The sequence below is a fragment of the Streptomyces sp. NPDC049597 genome, from assembly GCF_040675505.1.
Classification (GTDB): domain Bacteria; phylum Actinomycetota; class Actinomycetes; order Streptomycetales; family Streptomycetaceae; genus Streptomyces.
Genome location: NZ_JBFAOY010000032.1, coordinates 14,037 through 27,607, shown reverse-complemented (window position 1 = coordinate 27,607; position 13,571 = coordinate 14,037). Strand labels below are relative to the sequence as shown.

9 protein-coding genes are annotated in these 13,571 nt (G+C 73.2%); 5 read left to right on the top strand and 4 right to left on the bottom strand.

Annotation, left to right across the window (positions count from 1 at the left end; genetic code table 11):
- Nucleotides 1-174: 174 nt before the first annotated feature.
- The 3 genes from AB0K02_RS28100 to AB0K02_RS28090 form a co-directional block, all read right to left on the bottom strand.
- On the bottom strand, nucleotides 175-1,521 hold the full coding sequence (locus tag AB0K02_RS28100) for a sugar ABC transporter permease (protein ID WP_365995328.1): 1,347 nt from the start codon (nucleotides 1,519-1,521) through the stop codon (nucleotides 175-177).
- A 4-nt stretch (nucleotides 1,522-1,525) separates the two neighbouring features.
- Nucleotides 1,526-2,881 carry an ABC transporter substrate-binding protein gene (locus AB0K02_RS28095; RefSeq protein WP_365995327.1) on the bottom strand — a complete coding sequence of 452 codons (1,356 nt, stop codon included), beginning with the start codon at nucleotides 2,879-2,881 and terminating at the stop codon, nucleotides 1,526-1,528.
- Nucleotides 2,882-3,042: 161 nt separating this feature from the next.
- Nucleotides 3,043-6,540: an FHA domain-containing protein gene (locus AB0K02_RS28090; RefSeq protein WP_365995326.1), complete on the bottom strand. Its 3,498-nt coding sequence runs from the start codon at nucleotides 6,538-6,540 to the stop codon at nucleotides 3,043-3,045.
- Between the two features lie 434 nt (nucleotides 6,541-6,974).
- Here AB0K02_RS28090 and AB0K02_RS28085 point away from each other — a divergent pair, with 434 nt between their 5' ends.
- From AB0K02_RS28085 to AB0K02_RS28070, 4 genes are all read left to right on the top strand, one after another.
- Nucleotides 6,975-8,582, top strand: a complete 1,608-nt coding sequence (locus tag AB0K02_RS28085; RefSeq protein ID WP_365995325.1) for a serine/threonine-protein kinase — start codon at nucleotides 6,975-6,977, stop codon at nucleotides 8,580-8,582.
- 138 nt (nucleotides 8,583-8,720) lie between these two features.
- Nucleotides 8,721-9,992 carry a serine/threonine-protein kinase gene (locus AB0K02_RS28080; protein WP_365995324.1) on the top strand — a complete coding sequence of 424 codons (1,272 nt, stop codon included), beginning with the start codon at nucleotides 8,721-8,723 and terminating at the stop codon, nucleotides 9,990-9,992.
- Nucleotides 9,993-10,085: 93 nt separating this feature from the next.
- Nucleotides 10,086-11,192 carry a peptide chain release factor 2 gene (gene prfB / locus AB0K02_RS28075; RefSeq protein ID WP_365995323.1) on the top strand — a complete coding sequence of 369 codons (1,107 nt, stop codon included), beginning with the start codon at nucleotides 10,086-10,088 and terminating at the stop codon, nucleotides 11,190-11,192.
- Nucleotides 11,193-11,461: 269 nt separating this feature from the next.
- On the top strand, nucleotides 11,462-12,352 hold the full coding sequence (locus tag AB0K02_RS28070) for a hypothetical protein (protein WP_365995322.1): 891 nt from the start codon (nucleotides 11,462-11,464) through the stop codon (nucleotides 12,350-12,352).
- 81 nt (nucleotides 12,353-12,433) lie between these two features.
- On the opposite strand, the gene AB0K02_RS28065 is transcribed toward AB0K02_RS28070, so the two are convergent.
- Nucleotides 12,434-12,628 (bottom strand): hypothetical protein, encoded by a 195-nt coding sequence (locus tag AB0K02_RS28065; protein WP_365995321.1) that lies wholly within the window; start codon nucleotides 12,626-12,628, stop codon nucleotides 12,434-12,436.
- 250 nt (nucleotides 12,629-12,878) lie between these two features.
- Between AB0K02_RS28065 and ftsE the strand changes: the two genes are divergently transcribed.
- On the top strand, nucleotides 12,879-13,568 hold the full coding sequence (gene ftsE / locus AB0K02_RS28060; protein ID WP_365995320.1) for a cell division ATP-binding protein FtsE: 690 nt from the start codon (nucleotides 12,879-12,881) through the stop codon (nucleotides 13,566-13,568).
- Nucleotides 13,569-13,571: the final 3 nt, after the last annotated feature.

Sequence of the window (13,571 nt, the reverse complement as noted above, 5' to 3'; positions counted from 1 at the left end):
CTGATGTTGCTGTGTCTGCCCGGGGGGCGACCCCCGGACCCCCGGCAGGGGCCGGGTGCGGTGCGGCGCGCGCTCATCGCCCGGCCTCCTTCCGCGTCCGCCTGATGTTGCTGTGTCTGCCCGGGGGGCGACCCCCGGACCCCCGGCAGGGGCCGGGTGCGGTGCGGCGCGCGCTCATCGCCCGGCCTCCTTCCGCATCCTCCTGATGTTGAAGAACATCACCGGCAGCACCAGCAGAAGCAGCAGGACCGCGATCGCGCTGCCGAGACCGAGGTTCGCGTCCGTGCCGAACGACGAGCGGTACAGCTGGAGCGCGAGCACGTTCGCGTCGTCCTGCGAGGAGCCCGGCGCGATGATGAACACCAGGTCGAAGATCTTCAGCACGTTGATCATCAGCGTCACCAGCACCACCGCGAGGACGGGCGCCAGCAGCGGCACGGTCACCCTGCGGAAGACCTGCCACTCGTTCGCGCCGTCCACGCGGGCCGCCTCCAGCAGTTCGCGCGGCACGCTCGCCAGCCCCGCCGCGATCAGGACCATCGCGAAGCCGGCCCACATCCACACGTAGCTGCCGATGATCGCCGGGGTGACGAGGTTCGGGCCGAGCCAGTTCACGCCGTTGTACGGCTCACGGAAGTTCTCCGCGGGCAGCCGCAGCAGCGCGCCGTCCGCCGATGCGGGCAGGGTGAACCGCCCGTCCGCACCGGCCCGCGCCTCGGCGACGACCTTGCCGTCCTTGACCGCCTCCACCCTGATGCCCTTGAGCCCGAGCTCCTTGGCGTCGACGACGTTCGGCTTTCCGCCGCCACCCCGGGTGAAGTCCAGCCACACCGTGCCGTTGATCCCGTCGCCGCCGGCCTCCGGCACCTTCGCGGGCTCCGCGTCCGACGGCATCTTCGCGGGCGCCACGCCGACCAGCGGCAACTGGACGGGCGTCCCGGCCGAGACCGGCTCCTTCGTGACGAAGGAGCCGCCGCCGCCCGCCTTCAGCGGGTGCACGGGCAGCGGATGCGCCTTGGGGAAGCCCGCGGACTCGTTGAACGTGTCGTGCACGCCCACCCAGACCGCGTTGGCGACCCCGCGCTCCGGGTCCTGCTCGTACACCAGCCGGAAGATGATGCCCGCGGCGAGCATCGAGATCGCCATCGGCATGAAGACGATCAGTTTGAACGCGGTGCCCCAGCGGATCCGCTCGGTGAGCACGGCGAAGATCAGGCCGAGCGCGGTGGACACGGTCGGCGCCACGACGACCCAGATCGCGTTGTTCTTGACGGCGGTCAGGATGGTGTCGTCGGTGAAGATCTCCCGGTAGTTCCCCAACCCGGCGAAACCGCTGCCGGACTGGTCGAAGAACGACCGGTAGAGCGAGTACCCGATCGGGTAGACCACGAGCGCGCCCAGCAGCACGAGCGCGGGCAGCAGGAAGCCCGCCGCCACCACTTTACGTGTGCCTGTCACGCTCTTGCGTGTACCGGCGGGGGGCGCCGGACGGGCCGGTCCCCCCGCTGTCGCGGCCGCCACGGCTTCAGTCCTGGTACGCCTTGGCCGCGTCGGCCTCCAGCCGCTGCTGGGTGCCCGCGATGTCCTTCGGGTTCTTCAGGAAGTCCTGGAGCGCCTTCCACTCGCCCTTGCCGGGCGTGCCGCCGAACGACTGCGGCATCTGGTCCGACATGTCGAAGCGGAAGTCGTCGCCCGCGGCGATCAGCGCCTTGGCGATGTCGCGCTGCACGTCGTTCGGGTACACGGCCACGTCCAGGGACTTGTTCGGCGAGATGAAGCCGCCCGCCGCGGCCGAGATCGCCGCCGCGTCGGGCGAGGCGAGGAACGTCAGCAGCGCCTGTGCGCCCTTGCTGTCCTTCAGCGCCACCGCCGCGTCGCCGCCGGTCACCACCGGTGCCTCCGCGCCGACCGCCGGGAACGGGAACACCTTCGCCTCGCCGCCGATCTCGGCGTCCGTCTGCGCGATGTTGACGGTGACGAAGTCGCCCTCGAACACCATCGCGGCCTTGGGCTGGTCACCGCCGCTGAACGTCTGCGTGACGGAGGCCGGGAACTCGGTCTGGAGCGCGCCGTCCGCGCCGCCCGCGATCAGCGACGGCTTGCCCCACAGCTGCGCGAGCGTGGTGAGCGCGTCCTTGACGGACGGGTCGGTCCACTTGATCTCGTGCTTGGCGAGCTGGTCGTACTTCTCCGGTCCGGCCTGGGAGAGATAGACGTTCTCGAACCAGTCGGTCAGAGTCCAGCCGTCCGCGCCCGCGATCGAGACCGGCGTGACACCGGAGGCGGAAATGGTCTCCGCCGTCGAGAGGAAGTCCTTCCACGTCTTCGGCGCACTGGCGCCGGCGTTCTCGAAGACGGCGTTGTTGTACCAGATCAGGGACTTGTTGGCGGCCTTGTAGTACACGCCGTACTGGGTGCCGTCCACCGCACCGAGGTCCTGCCAGCCCTTCGAGTAGTTCTTCGCGAGCTGGGTCTTCGCCTCGGGGCCGACGGGCTTGGCCCACTTGCGCTCCACGGCCTGCTGGATCGCGCCGACCTGCGGCAGCATCGCCACGTCCGGCGGACTGCCGCCCGCGATCTTCGTACCGAGGAAGTTGACGATCGGGTCCTGGGCGGGAACGAACGTGACCTCGGCGCCCGTGCGCTTCTCGAACTCGTCCAGGACCTTGGTGAAGTTCTCCTGCTCCGGTCCGCTCCAGACGGCCGCGACCTGGATGGTCTCGCCGTCCAGCTTGGGCAGTTGGACGGTTGTCGTCGGCTTCGTGGTCTCGTCGCCCTTCTGCCCGCCGGCGTCGCCGTCGCCGCCGCATGCGGTGAGGGCGAGCGCGCCGACGGCGGCGAACGCCACCGCGGCCCTGCTCGTACGAAGAGTTGTGCGCATTGCTGCCCCGTCTCTCCTGTGCGCTGCTGTCCCGTGACAGCAGGTCTACGCCCGAGCTGCAGGTGTCGCAATACCGCCTCCGGCGCCAAGCGGCCTTTCGTGATGGCCTTGTGACGCGATGTCAGGCGGATGGCCCCACGGCCCGCCGCGCCCGCGAGCGGTCAGGGATGCACCGGGATGAGGGGCGGGATCGGACCGGCGTTGACCGACTGCGCGGCCCGTTGCAGAGCGCTCGCCAGCAGCGCCAGATCCGTCGGTCCGTTGCCCAGCTCGCGGACGGGCCGGCGGGCCGGCGGGTCGCCCATCCGCTCCCACTCCAGCGGGACGACCGTGGGACGCAGGGTCGCCGTCCTCGGTATGCGGCCCGTGACGCGGCCGCTCTGGAACGGGGTCACCCGGCCGTCCGGATGCCCCAGCCTGCCCCGGCCGGGAGCCGGATCGTCCGGACCCGGCGAGGCGGGCGGCGCCTGCAGCACCACGCGCAGCCGGGCCCCCTCCGCCAGCTGCGTGTCGGCGGTGCGCTCCGGACGCGAGGACGTCGCCACGAGGTGCACTCCGAGCCGCTCGCCGTCCCGGGCGACCGCCTCCAGGGCCCGTACGACCGAACCGGCCGCCGGCCGGCCCGGGCTGCCGAGCGCCGGGGCCACCAGCGCGTCGAAGTCGTCGACCAGCACCACGAGACGCGGCAGCGGGTCCGGCTCCTGGCTCTGCGTACGCCCGCCGGGGCGCAGCCGCAGGGTCCCGGACGGGGGCGAGTCCAGATCGCCGCGCTGCTCGGCGGGGCTGGGGCCGCGCCGGCCGACCATGCGGCCGGCGACCTCGCGCCGCGCCTGCCACTCGGCGAAGCCGACGCCGTCCAGGATCTCCGCGCGACGCTTGAGCTCGGCGCCCAGAGCCTGCGCGAACGCCCGCATCCGCACCGGGTCGTTCGCCACCAGGTGCTCGGTGACGTGCGGCAGCTCCGTGCATGCGGCCAGGCCCTCACCGCGCTCGCCGCCCGCGCCGTCGACCAGCAGCAGACCGAGCCGGTCGGGGCGGCCGGCGGCGGCCAGGGAAGCGGCGGCCGCGCGCAGCAGCTCGGTGCGGCCGCTGCCCGCGGGGCCCTCGATCAGCAGGTGCGGGCCCTCTTCGGCGAGGTCCACGGCGAGCGGGCCGCCCGGCCCCGAGCCGAGGACCACCGTGCCGTCGCCCGCCGAGGCCCAGCGCGCCATCAGCGAGGCGGGCGTGGCCCGGGCGAGCCCCAGCTCGTCCAGCAGCCGGGCCGACCGCGGCAGCGCCGCGACCCGGCCCGGGTGCATCGGAGCACCCTCGGCGCGCAGCGGCGCGAGCGCGCGCCCGAAACGCTCCGCCCACGCCGGTGACACCGCGTCCACCGCGCCGACCGTGCCGTGGCCCGCGGGCCGCCCACCGGCCACCCGCATCAGCCGCAGCGCGGTCGCCACGTCACCGCTGAGCATCGCGACGGCGCCGCACTCCCGGAAGGCGAGCTGCGCCGCGCACGCGGCCTCGTACGTCGCCGCCACGGGGGAGAGAGGAGAGGCGGCCGGGGTCTCGGCCAGACAGATCAGATGGATCCCGGCGGCCGGGCCCGCGGCCGCGAGCCGCGCGGTGGTCTCGCGCAGCGCGGCGGAACCGGGGTCGCCGTCGACGATCACGACCGTACGCGGGCCGGTGTGGCGGTCGGCCGCGTCCGCCACGGCCCGGCGGTCGGCGCTCGGCCAGCCCTGGCCGAGCGGCCCCTCGTCCAGCCTGCGGGTCAGCTCGGCCGTGCGGGCGGCCGCCTGGTCGCGGTCGTAGGCGAGCAGGAGACGGCAGTCCTGGCCGTGCGCGGGACGCAGATGCGGCAGCCAGCCAAGCCATGTCCATTCGCCGCGTCGCTCCTCCGGGCTCCGGGAGCGGTCCGTGCTGATCAGCACGAGCTCCAGATCGGAGGGGGAGTGCAGCGCGGCGAGCTGCGCCACGGCGGAGCGGGCGAGTCCGGCCAGGCGCGCCCGCGGACCGGCCAGCCCGAGCGAGCCCGCCTCGCGCAGCGCGACGGTCACCGGTACGGAGGGCAGCTCGGCGCGGTCGGTCGTGCCGAGCCGGATGACGAGGGACTCGGGGTGCTCGGGACCGCGTTCCCACAGCCGGGGGCCGGGGCCGAGCGCGGTCAGCAGCACGGCGGCGGGGTCGGGCCACGCCTCGACGGCCGGCCGGCCCGGGGTGACGTCGGGGCCGGCCGCCTCGTGCGGCTCGGACACGCGCGCGTCGCGGCCGCCGGCGAGCCGCCGTGCCCAGGCGCCTATGCCGCGGCGCCGGGCGCCCGGTTCCTCGGGAGCCCGGCTGCGGACCGGCTCCCCGCCGGACAGGTCGAGGGCCCGGCCGTGGGTGTCGCCGGCGACGGGGGCGTACTGCGCGGGCACGCGGGGGCTCGCGACGTCGGCCCGATAGGTCTGCGACGACCCCGACCGGCCGGCCCGGTGGCGCCGCGGCTCGCGGCTCCCGAAGTCCGGCCCGTCGCCGCCGTCGCCGTACTGCCCGGCACCGTCACGGCCTCGCCCGTACGCGTCGGCCGGCTCGGGCCGGTTGCCCGGGTGACCGCCGGGGCCGTGGGCGAGGCCCGCGCCTTCGGTGCCCGTCGGCTCGTGCCACGCTGTGCCGTGGCCGTGTGTGTCGGCCGGCCCGGCCGGGGGCAGGCCGGTGCGCCCCGCGCCCTCGACGCCGCCCTGCCCGTACGCGTGGCCGGGCCGGGCCCACCGGGGCCGAGGCACGCCGCTGTCCTGAGCCCCCGAGTGCCCCGCGCCGTCGGCGCTCCCCGGGCGGGGCCACGCGTCCCGGCCTCCGCCGGTGTCCTCGGCGTCCGACGGTGCGCGCCAGGTGTCGCCGTGTCCGGCGGAACCCTGGTCCGCGGGCCCGCCGCCCGCGTGCCCGGCGGCGGTCTGCTCGGACGCGTTCGCCGGTCGGTACCGGGTGTGACCCGTGGCCGCGGCAACCGGGCCGGCCGGGGCGTCCGGCCCTTCCGGCGTGCTGGAAGGGCGCGCGACCCGCAGGTGGCCCTCGCCGTCCGGGGTCGTCCGCAGGGGCTCCGGCGGCGGGGCGACCGCCAGGCGCAGCGTCGACTCGCCCAGGCGCAGCAGCGCGCCCGTCGGCAGGCGGACGGGGCGGGTGTCGACGGACGCGCCGTCGACCGTCGTGCCGTTCGTCGATCCCAGGTCCGCGACCGTGACCCGGCCGTCGTCCGCGATGGTCACCGCGCAGTGCAGCCGGGAGACGTCCGGATCATCCAGCGGCACATCGGCGTCGGCGGAGCGGCCGACACTTATCCGCCCACCGTGCAGCAGATGGACCCCGCCCGCGTCCGGCCCGGCCACGACATGGAGCTGCGCCGCCGCGTCCTCCGCGTCGTGCGAGTCGTCGTCGACGGGGGACTGGAGGGCGAGGACGGCTCCGTCCACCAGCGGCGGCTCGCCGAGCGTGCGCCGCTGGAGGTCGAGACGCTCCTGTCCCGCGTAGAGCACGACCGTGCCGGAGGCGTCCGTGCCGGAGACGGCGGCGGCGAGACCGGAGGCCACCGCGGCCAGCGCGGTGCCCGCGGGCGCGGTGACCAGCACGTCGCAAGGGCGCCCCGCGGTCGCGGACGACCCCCCGCGCGGCGCGAGCACAGTCAGCCGGATCTGCATCGCCGTCAGCAATCCCTTCTGCGCGGGGTACCCGGCAGGGGAGCCGCCCTGATCGCCCCCCGCCCGGCAGGTCGGCACGAGCCATGGGCTCCCTCCCACGGCCGTGTGCTGAGAGGCATCCTCGCACCTGCTGCCGACAACACGCCCGGGCCCCACCCGTAAGTGATCTTGATTGGTCGGCTCTGGGCGCAAAAGTGCCTGGTTGGAACAGACAGCGGAACACCCCCGCCCCTCGATCGTGACGTTCACTGCACTCCCGTACGGCAACCATCCGTACGATGCCCGCGTCTGTTCTTCGAACAGAGGCACCGGGCGTGCACCCCCGGTGATCCGTTCGGCACCATTACAGTGGGTCGGACACCCGGCGGCCCGCAGGATCACAGCATCATCGGCAGCCCGGGTTCCAGAGGACCGACCAGCAGGGAGCGCATGACGTGCGGCCGGTAGGCAGCAAGTACCTGCTCGAGGAGCCGCTCGGGCGCGGCGCCACGGGCACCGTCTGGCGAGCCCGTCAGAGGGAGACCGCGGGCGCCGAGGCCGCCGTCGCGGGACAGCCGGGCGAGACCGTCGCGATCAAGGTCCTCAAGGAGGAGCTCGCGAACGACGCGGACGTCGTGATGCGCTTCCTGCGGGAGCGCTCCGTCCTCCTGCGGCTCACCCATCCGAACATCGTGCGCACCCGCGACCTGGTCGTCGAGGGCGATCTGCTCGCCCTGGTCATGGACCTCGTCGACGGCCCGGACCTCCACCACTACCTGCGCGACAACGGCCCGCTGTCGCCGGTCGCCGCCTCCCTGATGACGGCGCAGATCGCCGACGCGCTCGCCGCCAGCCACGCCGACGGCATCGTCCACCGCGACCTCAAGCCGGCGAACGTCCTGCTGAAGACCGACGCCGACGGCCAGATGCACCCGATGCTGACGGACTTCGGCATCGCCCGGCTCGCCGACTCGCCGGGCCTGACCCGCACCCACGAGTTCGTCGGCACCCCGGCGTACGTCGCGCCCGAGTCCGCCGAGGGCCGCCCGCAGACCTCCGCCGTCGACATCTACGGCGCGGGCATCCTGCTGTACGAGCTGGTCACCGGCCGGCCCCCGTTCGCGGGCGGCACGGCGCTGGAGGTGCTGCACCGGCACCTCAGCGAGGAGCCCCGCCGCCCCACCACCGTCCCCGAGCCGCTGTGGACGGTGATAGAGCGCTGCCTGCGCAAGGAGCCCGGCGAGCGGCCCAGCGCCGAGAACCTCGCCCGCGGCCTGCGCACGGTCGCGGCCGGCATCGGTGTGCACTCCAACGCGGCCCAGGTCGACGCCGCCCTCGGCGTCGCCGCGCTGCTCGCGCCCGACCCCGCCCCGGCGCCCGTCCCCGAGACGCCCGGCGCCGCTGACCCGACGCAGGTCCTGCCCAACACGGGCGGCGGTCCGGCGTACGACCCGTCGGCCGCGACGAGCGTCATGCCGCAGACCGGACGGCCGGGCGGCGGCGCCGACCCGACCTCCGTGATGCCTCCCGTCCCGCCGGGCGACGCGCCGCGGCCCGAGGATCCCCACCCGTGGCAGTCGCAGCTGCGCGCGGCCCGCGACCGCAACGAGCAGACGCAGGTGCAGTACCTGGACCCGAGCCAGGACCCGCTGCGCCGCCGTCCGCAGCGCCAGGCGCCGCCGCCCCAGCCGCCGCAGCGTCAGCAGCGGCCCCCTCAGCGCCCCCAGCCGCAGCCGTACGCGCCGCAGCCTCAGCGCCACCAGCCCCAGCCGTACGCGCCTCCGCAGGCGCCGCCCCAGCAGCCGCGGCCGCCGCGCGAGCCGCGGCGGCGCAGCGCCAACCCGGTCCGCATCCCCGGCCTCGGCTGCCTCAAGGGCTGCCTGGTCATGGTCGTGCTGTTCTTCGTCGGCGGCTGGCTGATCTGGGAGCTCACACCGCTCCAGAGCTGGATCGCCGAGGGCAAGAGCTACTGGGACGCGATCGGCGACGGCATCACCACCGTCACCGACTGGGTCTCGCAGCTCGGTGAGGCGAAGGACACCGCCGACCAGAACCAGCGGTAACAGCGGTAACCCTGTCGTTTTGTCGACTTCTGCGGACTGATTTCCTCCGCAGAAGCGGAGGTTGGTGTCATCCGGGGCACACAGGCCCCCGGTGCCCGCGTACGTTATGGGGCAACGCCAGCCGCTGAGGGAGCAGTCTTGGCACGGAATATCGGCAGCCGATACACGGCCCATCAGATCCTGGGGCGGGGAAGCGCCGGAACGGTGTGGCTCGGCGAGGGGCCCGACGGGCCCGTCGCCATCAAGCTTCTTCGCGAGGACCTGGCCTGCGACCAGGAGCTGGTCGGCCGCTTCGTCCAGGAACGCACGGCCCTCCTCGGGCTCGACCACCCCCGGGTCGTCGGCGTCCGCGACCTCGTCGTCGACGGCAACGACCTCGCGCTGGTCATGGACCTCGTACGCGGCACCGATCTGCGCACCCGCCTCGACCGCGAGCGCCGGCTCGCGCCCGAGGCGGCGGTCGCGATCATCGCGGACGTCGCCGACGGCCTCGCCGCCGCCCACGCGGCCGGGGTCGTGCACCGGGACGTCAAGCCGGAGAACATCCTGCTCGACATGGAGGGCCCGCTCGGTCCGGCCGGGTCCCACCCGGCGCTGCTGACCGACTTCGGCGTCGCCAAGCTGATCGACACCCCGCGCCGCACCAAGGCCGTGCGGGCCACGGGCGGGGGTGCCCCGAACCCGTCGGGGATCATCGGCACCCCGGACTACATCGCACCCGAGATCGTCGAGGGCCTGCCGCCCCGCGCGGCGGTCGACATCTACGCGCTGGCCACCGTCCTGTACGAGCTTCTGGCCGGGTTCACGCCCTTCGGAGGCGGTCACCCCGGGGCCGTTCTGCGCCGCCACGTCACCGAGACCGTCGTCCCGCTGCCGGGCATCCCCGACGAGCTGTGGCAGCTGATCGTCCAGTGCCTCGCCAAGGCGCCCGCCTCCCGGCTGCGCGCCTCCGAGCTGGCGCACCGGCTGCACGACCTGCTGCCGATGCTCGCGGGCATGCCCCCGCTGGAAGTCGACGAGCCCGAGGCGGAGCCCGCGCCCGAGCCGTACGAGGACGTGGCACCGGCCGTCCGGAGCGAGGTGCGCCGCCGCGGGGCTGTCCCGCTCGTCCCCGGATCGGCACCTGCCGACTCCAACCGCGACACCCACACCTCGATGCGGGTGCCCGCCCCGGACGAGCTCGCGGGCGGCGCCCACGGCACCGCCCGTGCGCCCCGCGCCCCCGGCCAGCGTCGTCCCGGCTCGGCCCGCAACCGGGCGGCTTCGGTCCGCAAGCGCCGTATCACCGTGGGTGTCGCCGCCGTGGTGGTGGCCGCGGCCGTGGGGGTCGGCGGCTGGCTGGCCGCCGGCGGCGACGACACCGAGCCCGCGCCGGAGGAGACCCGGCAGTCCGCTCCCTCCATGCCCTAGACGCCGTCCGGCACGGCCCCGCCCACGGGCCGTGGCCGGGGGGCGGAACCAGGGGCAGCACGGGTTCCGCCGCTCAGCCGTTACGCTGGACCCGTGGCAGTCGTCGATGTTTCCGAAGAGCTGAAGTCCCTTTCCTCGACCATGGGGTCGATCGAGGCCGTTCTGGACCTCGACAGGCTGAGGGCAGACATCGCCGTGCTCGAGGAGCAGGCGGCGGCACCGTCCCTGTGGGACGACCCCGAGGCGGCGCAGAAGATCACGAGCAAGCTTTCGCACCTCCAGGCCGAGGTCCGCAAGGCCGAGGCGCTCCGAGGCCGTATCGACGACCTCGAGGTGCTCTTCGAGCTCGCGGAGGCCGAGGACGACCCGGACACCCGTGCCGAGGCCGAGGCCGAGCTGGAGGCCGTGCGCAAGGCGCTGGACGAGATGGAGGTCCGCACCCTCCTGTCCGGCGAGTACGACGAGCGCGAGGCGCTGGTCAACATCCGCGCGGAGGCCGGCGGCGTCGACGCCGCCGACTTCGCCGAGCAGCTGCAGCGCATGTACCTGCGCTGGGCCGAGCGGCACGGCTACGGCACCGAGGTCTACGAGACGTCCTACGCGGAAGAGGCCGGCATCAAGTCGACCACCTTCGTCGTCAAGGCGCCGTACGCGTACGGCACGCTCTCCGTCGAGCAGGGCACGCACCGACTGGTGCGCATCTCGCCCTTCGACAACCAGGGCCGCCGCCAGACGTCCTTCGCGGGCGTCGAGGTGCTGCCGGTCGTCGAGCAGTCCGACCACGTCGAGATCGACGAGTCGGAGCTGCGCATCGACGTGTACCGCGCCTCCGGCCCCGGCGGTCAGGGCGTCAACACCACCGACTCGGCGGTGCGCATCACGCACATCCCGACCGGCATCGTGGTCTCCTGCCAGAACGAGCGCTCGCAGATCCAGAACAAGGCGAGCGCGATGAACGTCCTCCAGGCGAAGCTGCTGGAGCGCCGCCGTCAGGAGGAGCAGGCCAAGATGGACGCCCTCAAGGGCGACGGCGGCAACTCCTGGGGCAACCAGATGCGTTCGTACGTCCTGCACCCGTACCAGATGGTCAAGGACCTGCGTACGGAGTTCGAGGTGGGCAACCCGCAGTCGGTGCTCGACGGCGAGATCGACGGCTTCCTGGAAGCCGGAATTCGCTGGCGCAAGCAGCAGGAGAAGTAAGTCCTCGCTTTGTCGACAAGTGAACTGCCGCCTACGGGGCGGCAGTTCCCGTTTCTGTCACAGTTGCTTCCCCGCACGTCAGGCAACTGACAGCATTTCGGACATCGCGCCCGCAACGACCTTGACGGTGTTGCAAAAACTGGGAAAGCTGGCGCGCGGCATGCGTATCTCCGGGGCGCGTGTGAACGGGGGCACAGAGCAAAGACCCCCGAGCCGGCTGCCCCGGGCGCTGCTCCATTGACGAGATAGCTACTGGGGGTAGCAGCCAGATGACCAAGAAGACGCGGATCCGTGTCGCGCGTATAGCCGCCGGCGCGGTGATCGCCGCGGGTGCGTCGCTGACCGCCGCCGGCGCCGCACAGGCCCTCGACATCAACGTGGGCCCCCTTGAGGTCTCCGCCAACGCGGACGAGAACGGCGTCGACGCCGGCATCGGCATCAACGACGATGAGCCGTGCGAGACCGCCCCGCTGGGCTGCCCGCCCGGCGGTGGTGATGGCGGCACGGACGGCGGTGCTGACGGTGGTGCCGATGGCGGTGCCGATGGCGGTGCTGACGGTGGTGCCGATGGTGGCGCTGACGGCGGTGCTGACGGTGGTGCCGATGGCGGTGCTGACGGTGGTGCCGATGGCGGTGCTGACGGTGGCGCCGATGGTGGTGCCGATGGCGGTGCTGACGGTGGTGCCGATGGTGGTGCCGACGGCGGTGCTGACGGTGGCGCCGATGGCGGTGCCGACGGCGGTGCCGACGGTGGTGCTGACGGCGGTGCTGACGGTGGCGCTGACGGCGGTGCCGACGGTGGCGCTGACGGCGGCAACGAGAACGGTGGCAACCAGAACGGTGGTACCGACGGCGGCAACGAGAACGGCGGCGGCGAGAACGGCGGCGGCGACGGTGGCAACGACACCGACCCCAACGGCGGCGTGATCGACGGTGACGGCACCGACACCGACAACGCCGGCTCGCAGCCCGTCGAGCAGGGCCAGGGCAAGGAAGAGCTGTCCGGCACCGGAAACGGCACCGGCAACGGCGGCGAGCTCGCCGAGACCGGCGCGGCCGAGACCACGTTCCTGCTGATCGGCGCCGCGACGATGATCGCCGGTGGCATCGGCTTCCGTATGCTGCCGCGTCTCGTCGGTGGCGGACGCGCTGCTGTCTGAGCGATACGGACCGTGACAAGCGCATAGCGCAACCGAAGGGCCCGGGTGCCGAGCACCCGGGCCCTTCGTCGTGTCCTTGGGTTACGCGGTCCTGTACGCCGCGAACATCGTCAGCGTCGCTATCAGGGCCACCAGCAGGGCCAGCAGCATCGCGGGGCTCATGCCGCCGAAGGGACCCTCCTGCTGGAGGCGCTCACGATTGGCCCGGCAGACCGGGCAGCGGCCCTCGGCAACGGGTGCCGCGCAGTTGGCGCACACCAATCGGTCGTAGGTCATGCGCTTTCCTCCTCCCGCGCGCCGGAGCCGCAGGCGCGGACCGTCAGCACACTTCTCTCCCGACAACGCACTGGGAAAGGCCACTGTTCCCCTACCACTGTGCCAGCTCGCGCGCTTTTCGGCGCGCCCCGCCCGGATTACCCCCGATCCACGACCGGACAAAAAGGGCAACTCGGGGCGGTGCCTGCACGGCGCGTCCCGGTTCGCGTAAGGTCACGCACACCTACTCCCGGCCGACCGTGGTGCACCCGTGATCCGATTCGACAACGTCTCCAAGAGCTACCCCAAGCAGAACCGACCTGCCCTGCGCGACGTCTCCCTCGAAATCGAGAAGGGCGAGTTCGTCTTCCTCGTGGGATCGTCCGGTTCCGGCAAGTCCACCTTCCTGCGGCTCGTCCTTCGCGAGGAGCGCGCCAGCCAGGGCATGGTCCATGTCCTCGGCAAGGACCTGGCCCGCCTGTCCAACTGGAAGGTGCCGCACATGCGGCGCCAGCTGGGCACCGTCTTCCAGGACTTCCGCCTCCTGCCCAACAAGACCGTCGCCGAGAACGTGGCGTTCGCCCAGGAGGTCATCGGAAAGCCGCGCGGCGAGATCCGCAAGGCCGTGCCGCAGGTCCTCGACCTCGTCGGACTCGGCGGGAAGGAGGACCGGATGCCCGGTGAGCTCTCCGGCGGTGAGCAGCAGCGCGTGGCGATCGCCCGTGCCTTCGTCAACCGTCCGATGCTGCTGATCGCGGACGAGCCGACCGGAAACCTCGACCCCCAGACGTCGGTCGGCATCATGAAGCTGCTCGACCGCATCAACCGCACCGGTACGACCGTGGTGATGGCGACGCACGACCAGAACATCGTCGACCAGATGCGCAAGCGCGTCATCGAGCTCGAGCAGGGCCGTCTCGTACGCGACCAGGCACGCGGCGTCTACGGCTACCAGCACTGAGCC

What these genes read in the sequence shown, in the direction of transcription:
- AB0K02_RS28095 (WP_365995327.1), bottom strand. Translation starts at nt 2,881, where the DNA reads ATGCGCACAACTCTTCGTACGAGCAGGGCCGCGGTGGCGTTCGCCGCC.
- AB0K02_RS28090 (WP_365995326.1), bottom strand. Translation starts at nt 6,540, where the DNA reads ATGCAGATCCGGCTGACTGTGCTCGCGCCGCGCGGGGGGTCGTCCGCG.
- AB0K02_RS28070 (WP_365995322.1), top strand. Translation starts at nt 11,462, where the DNA reads ATGACCAAGAAGACGCGGATCCGTGTCGCGCGTATAGCCGCCGGCGCG.
- AB0K02_RS28065 (WP_365995321.1), bottom strand. Translation starts at nt 12,628, where the DNA reads ATGACCTACGACCGATTGGTGTGCGCCAACTGCGCGGCACCCGTTGCC.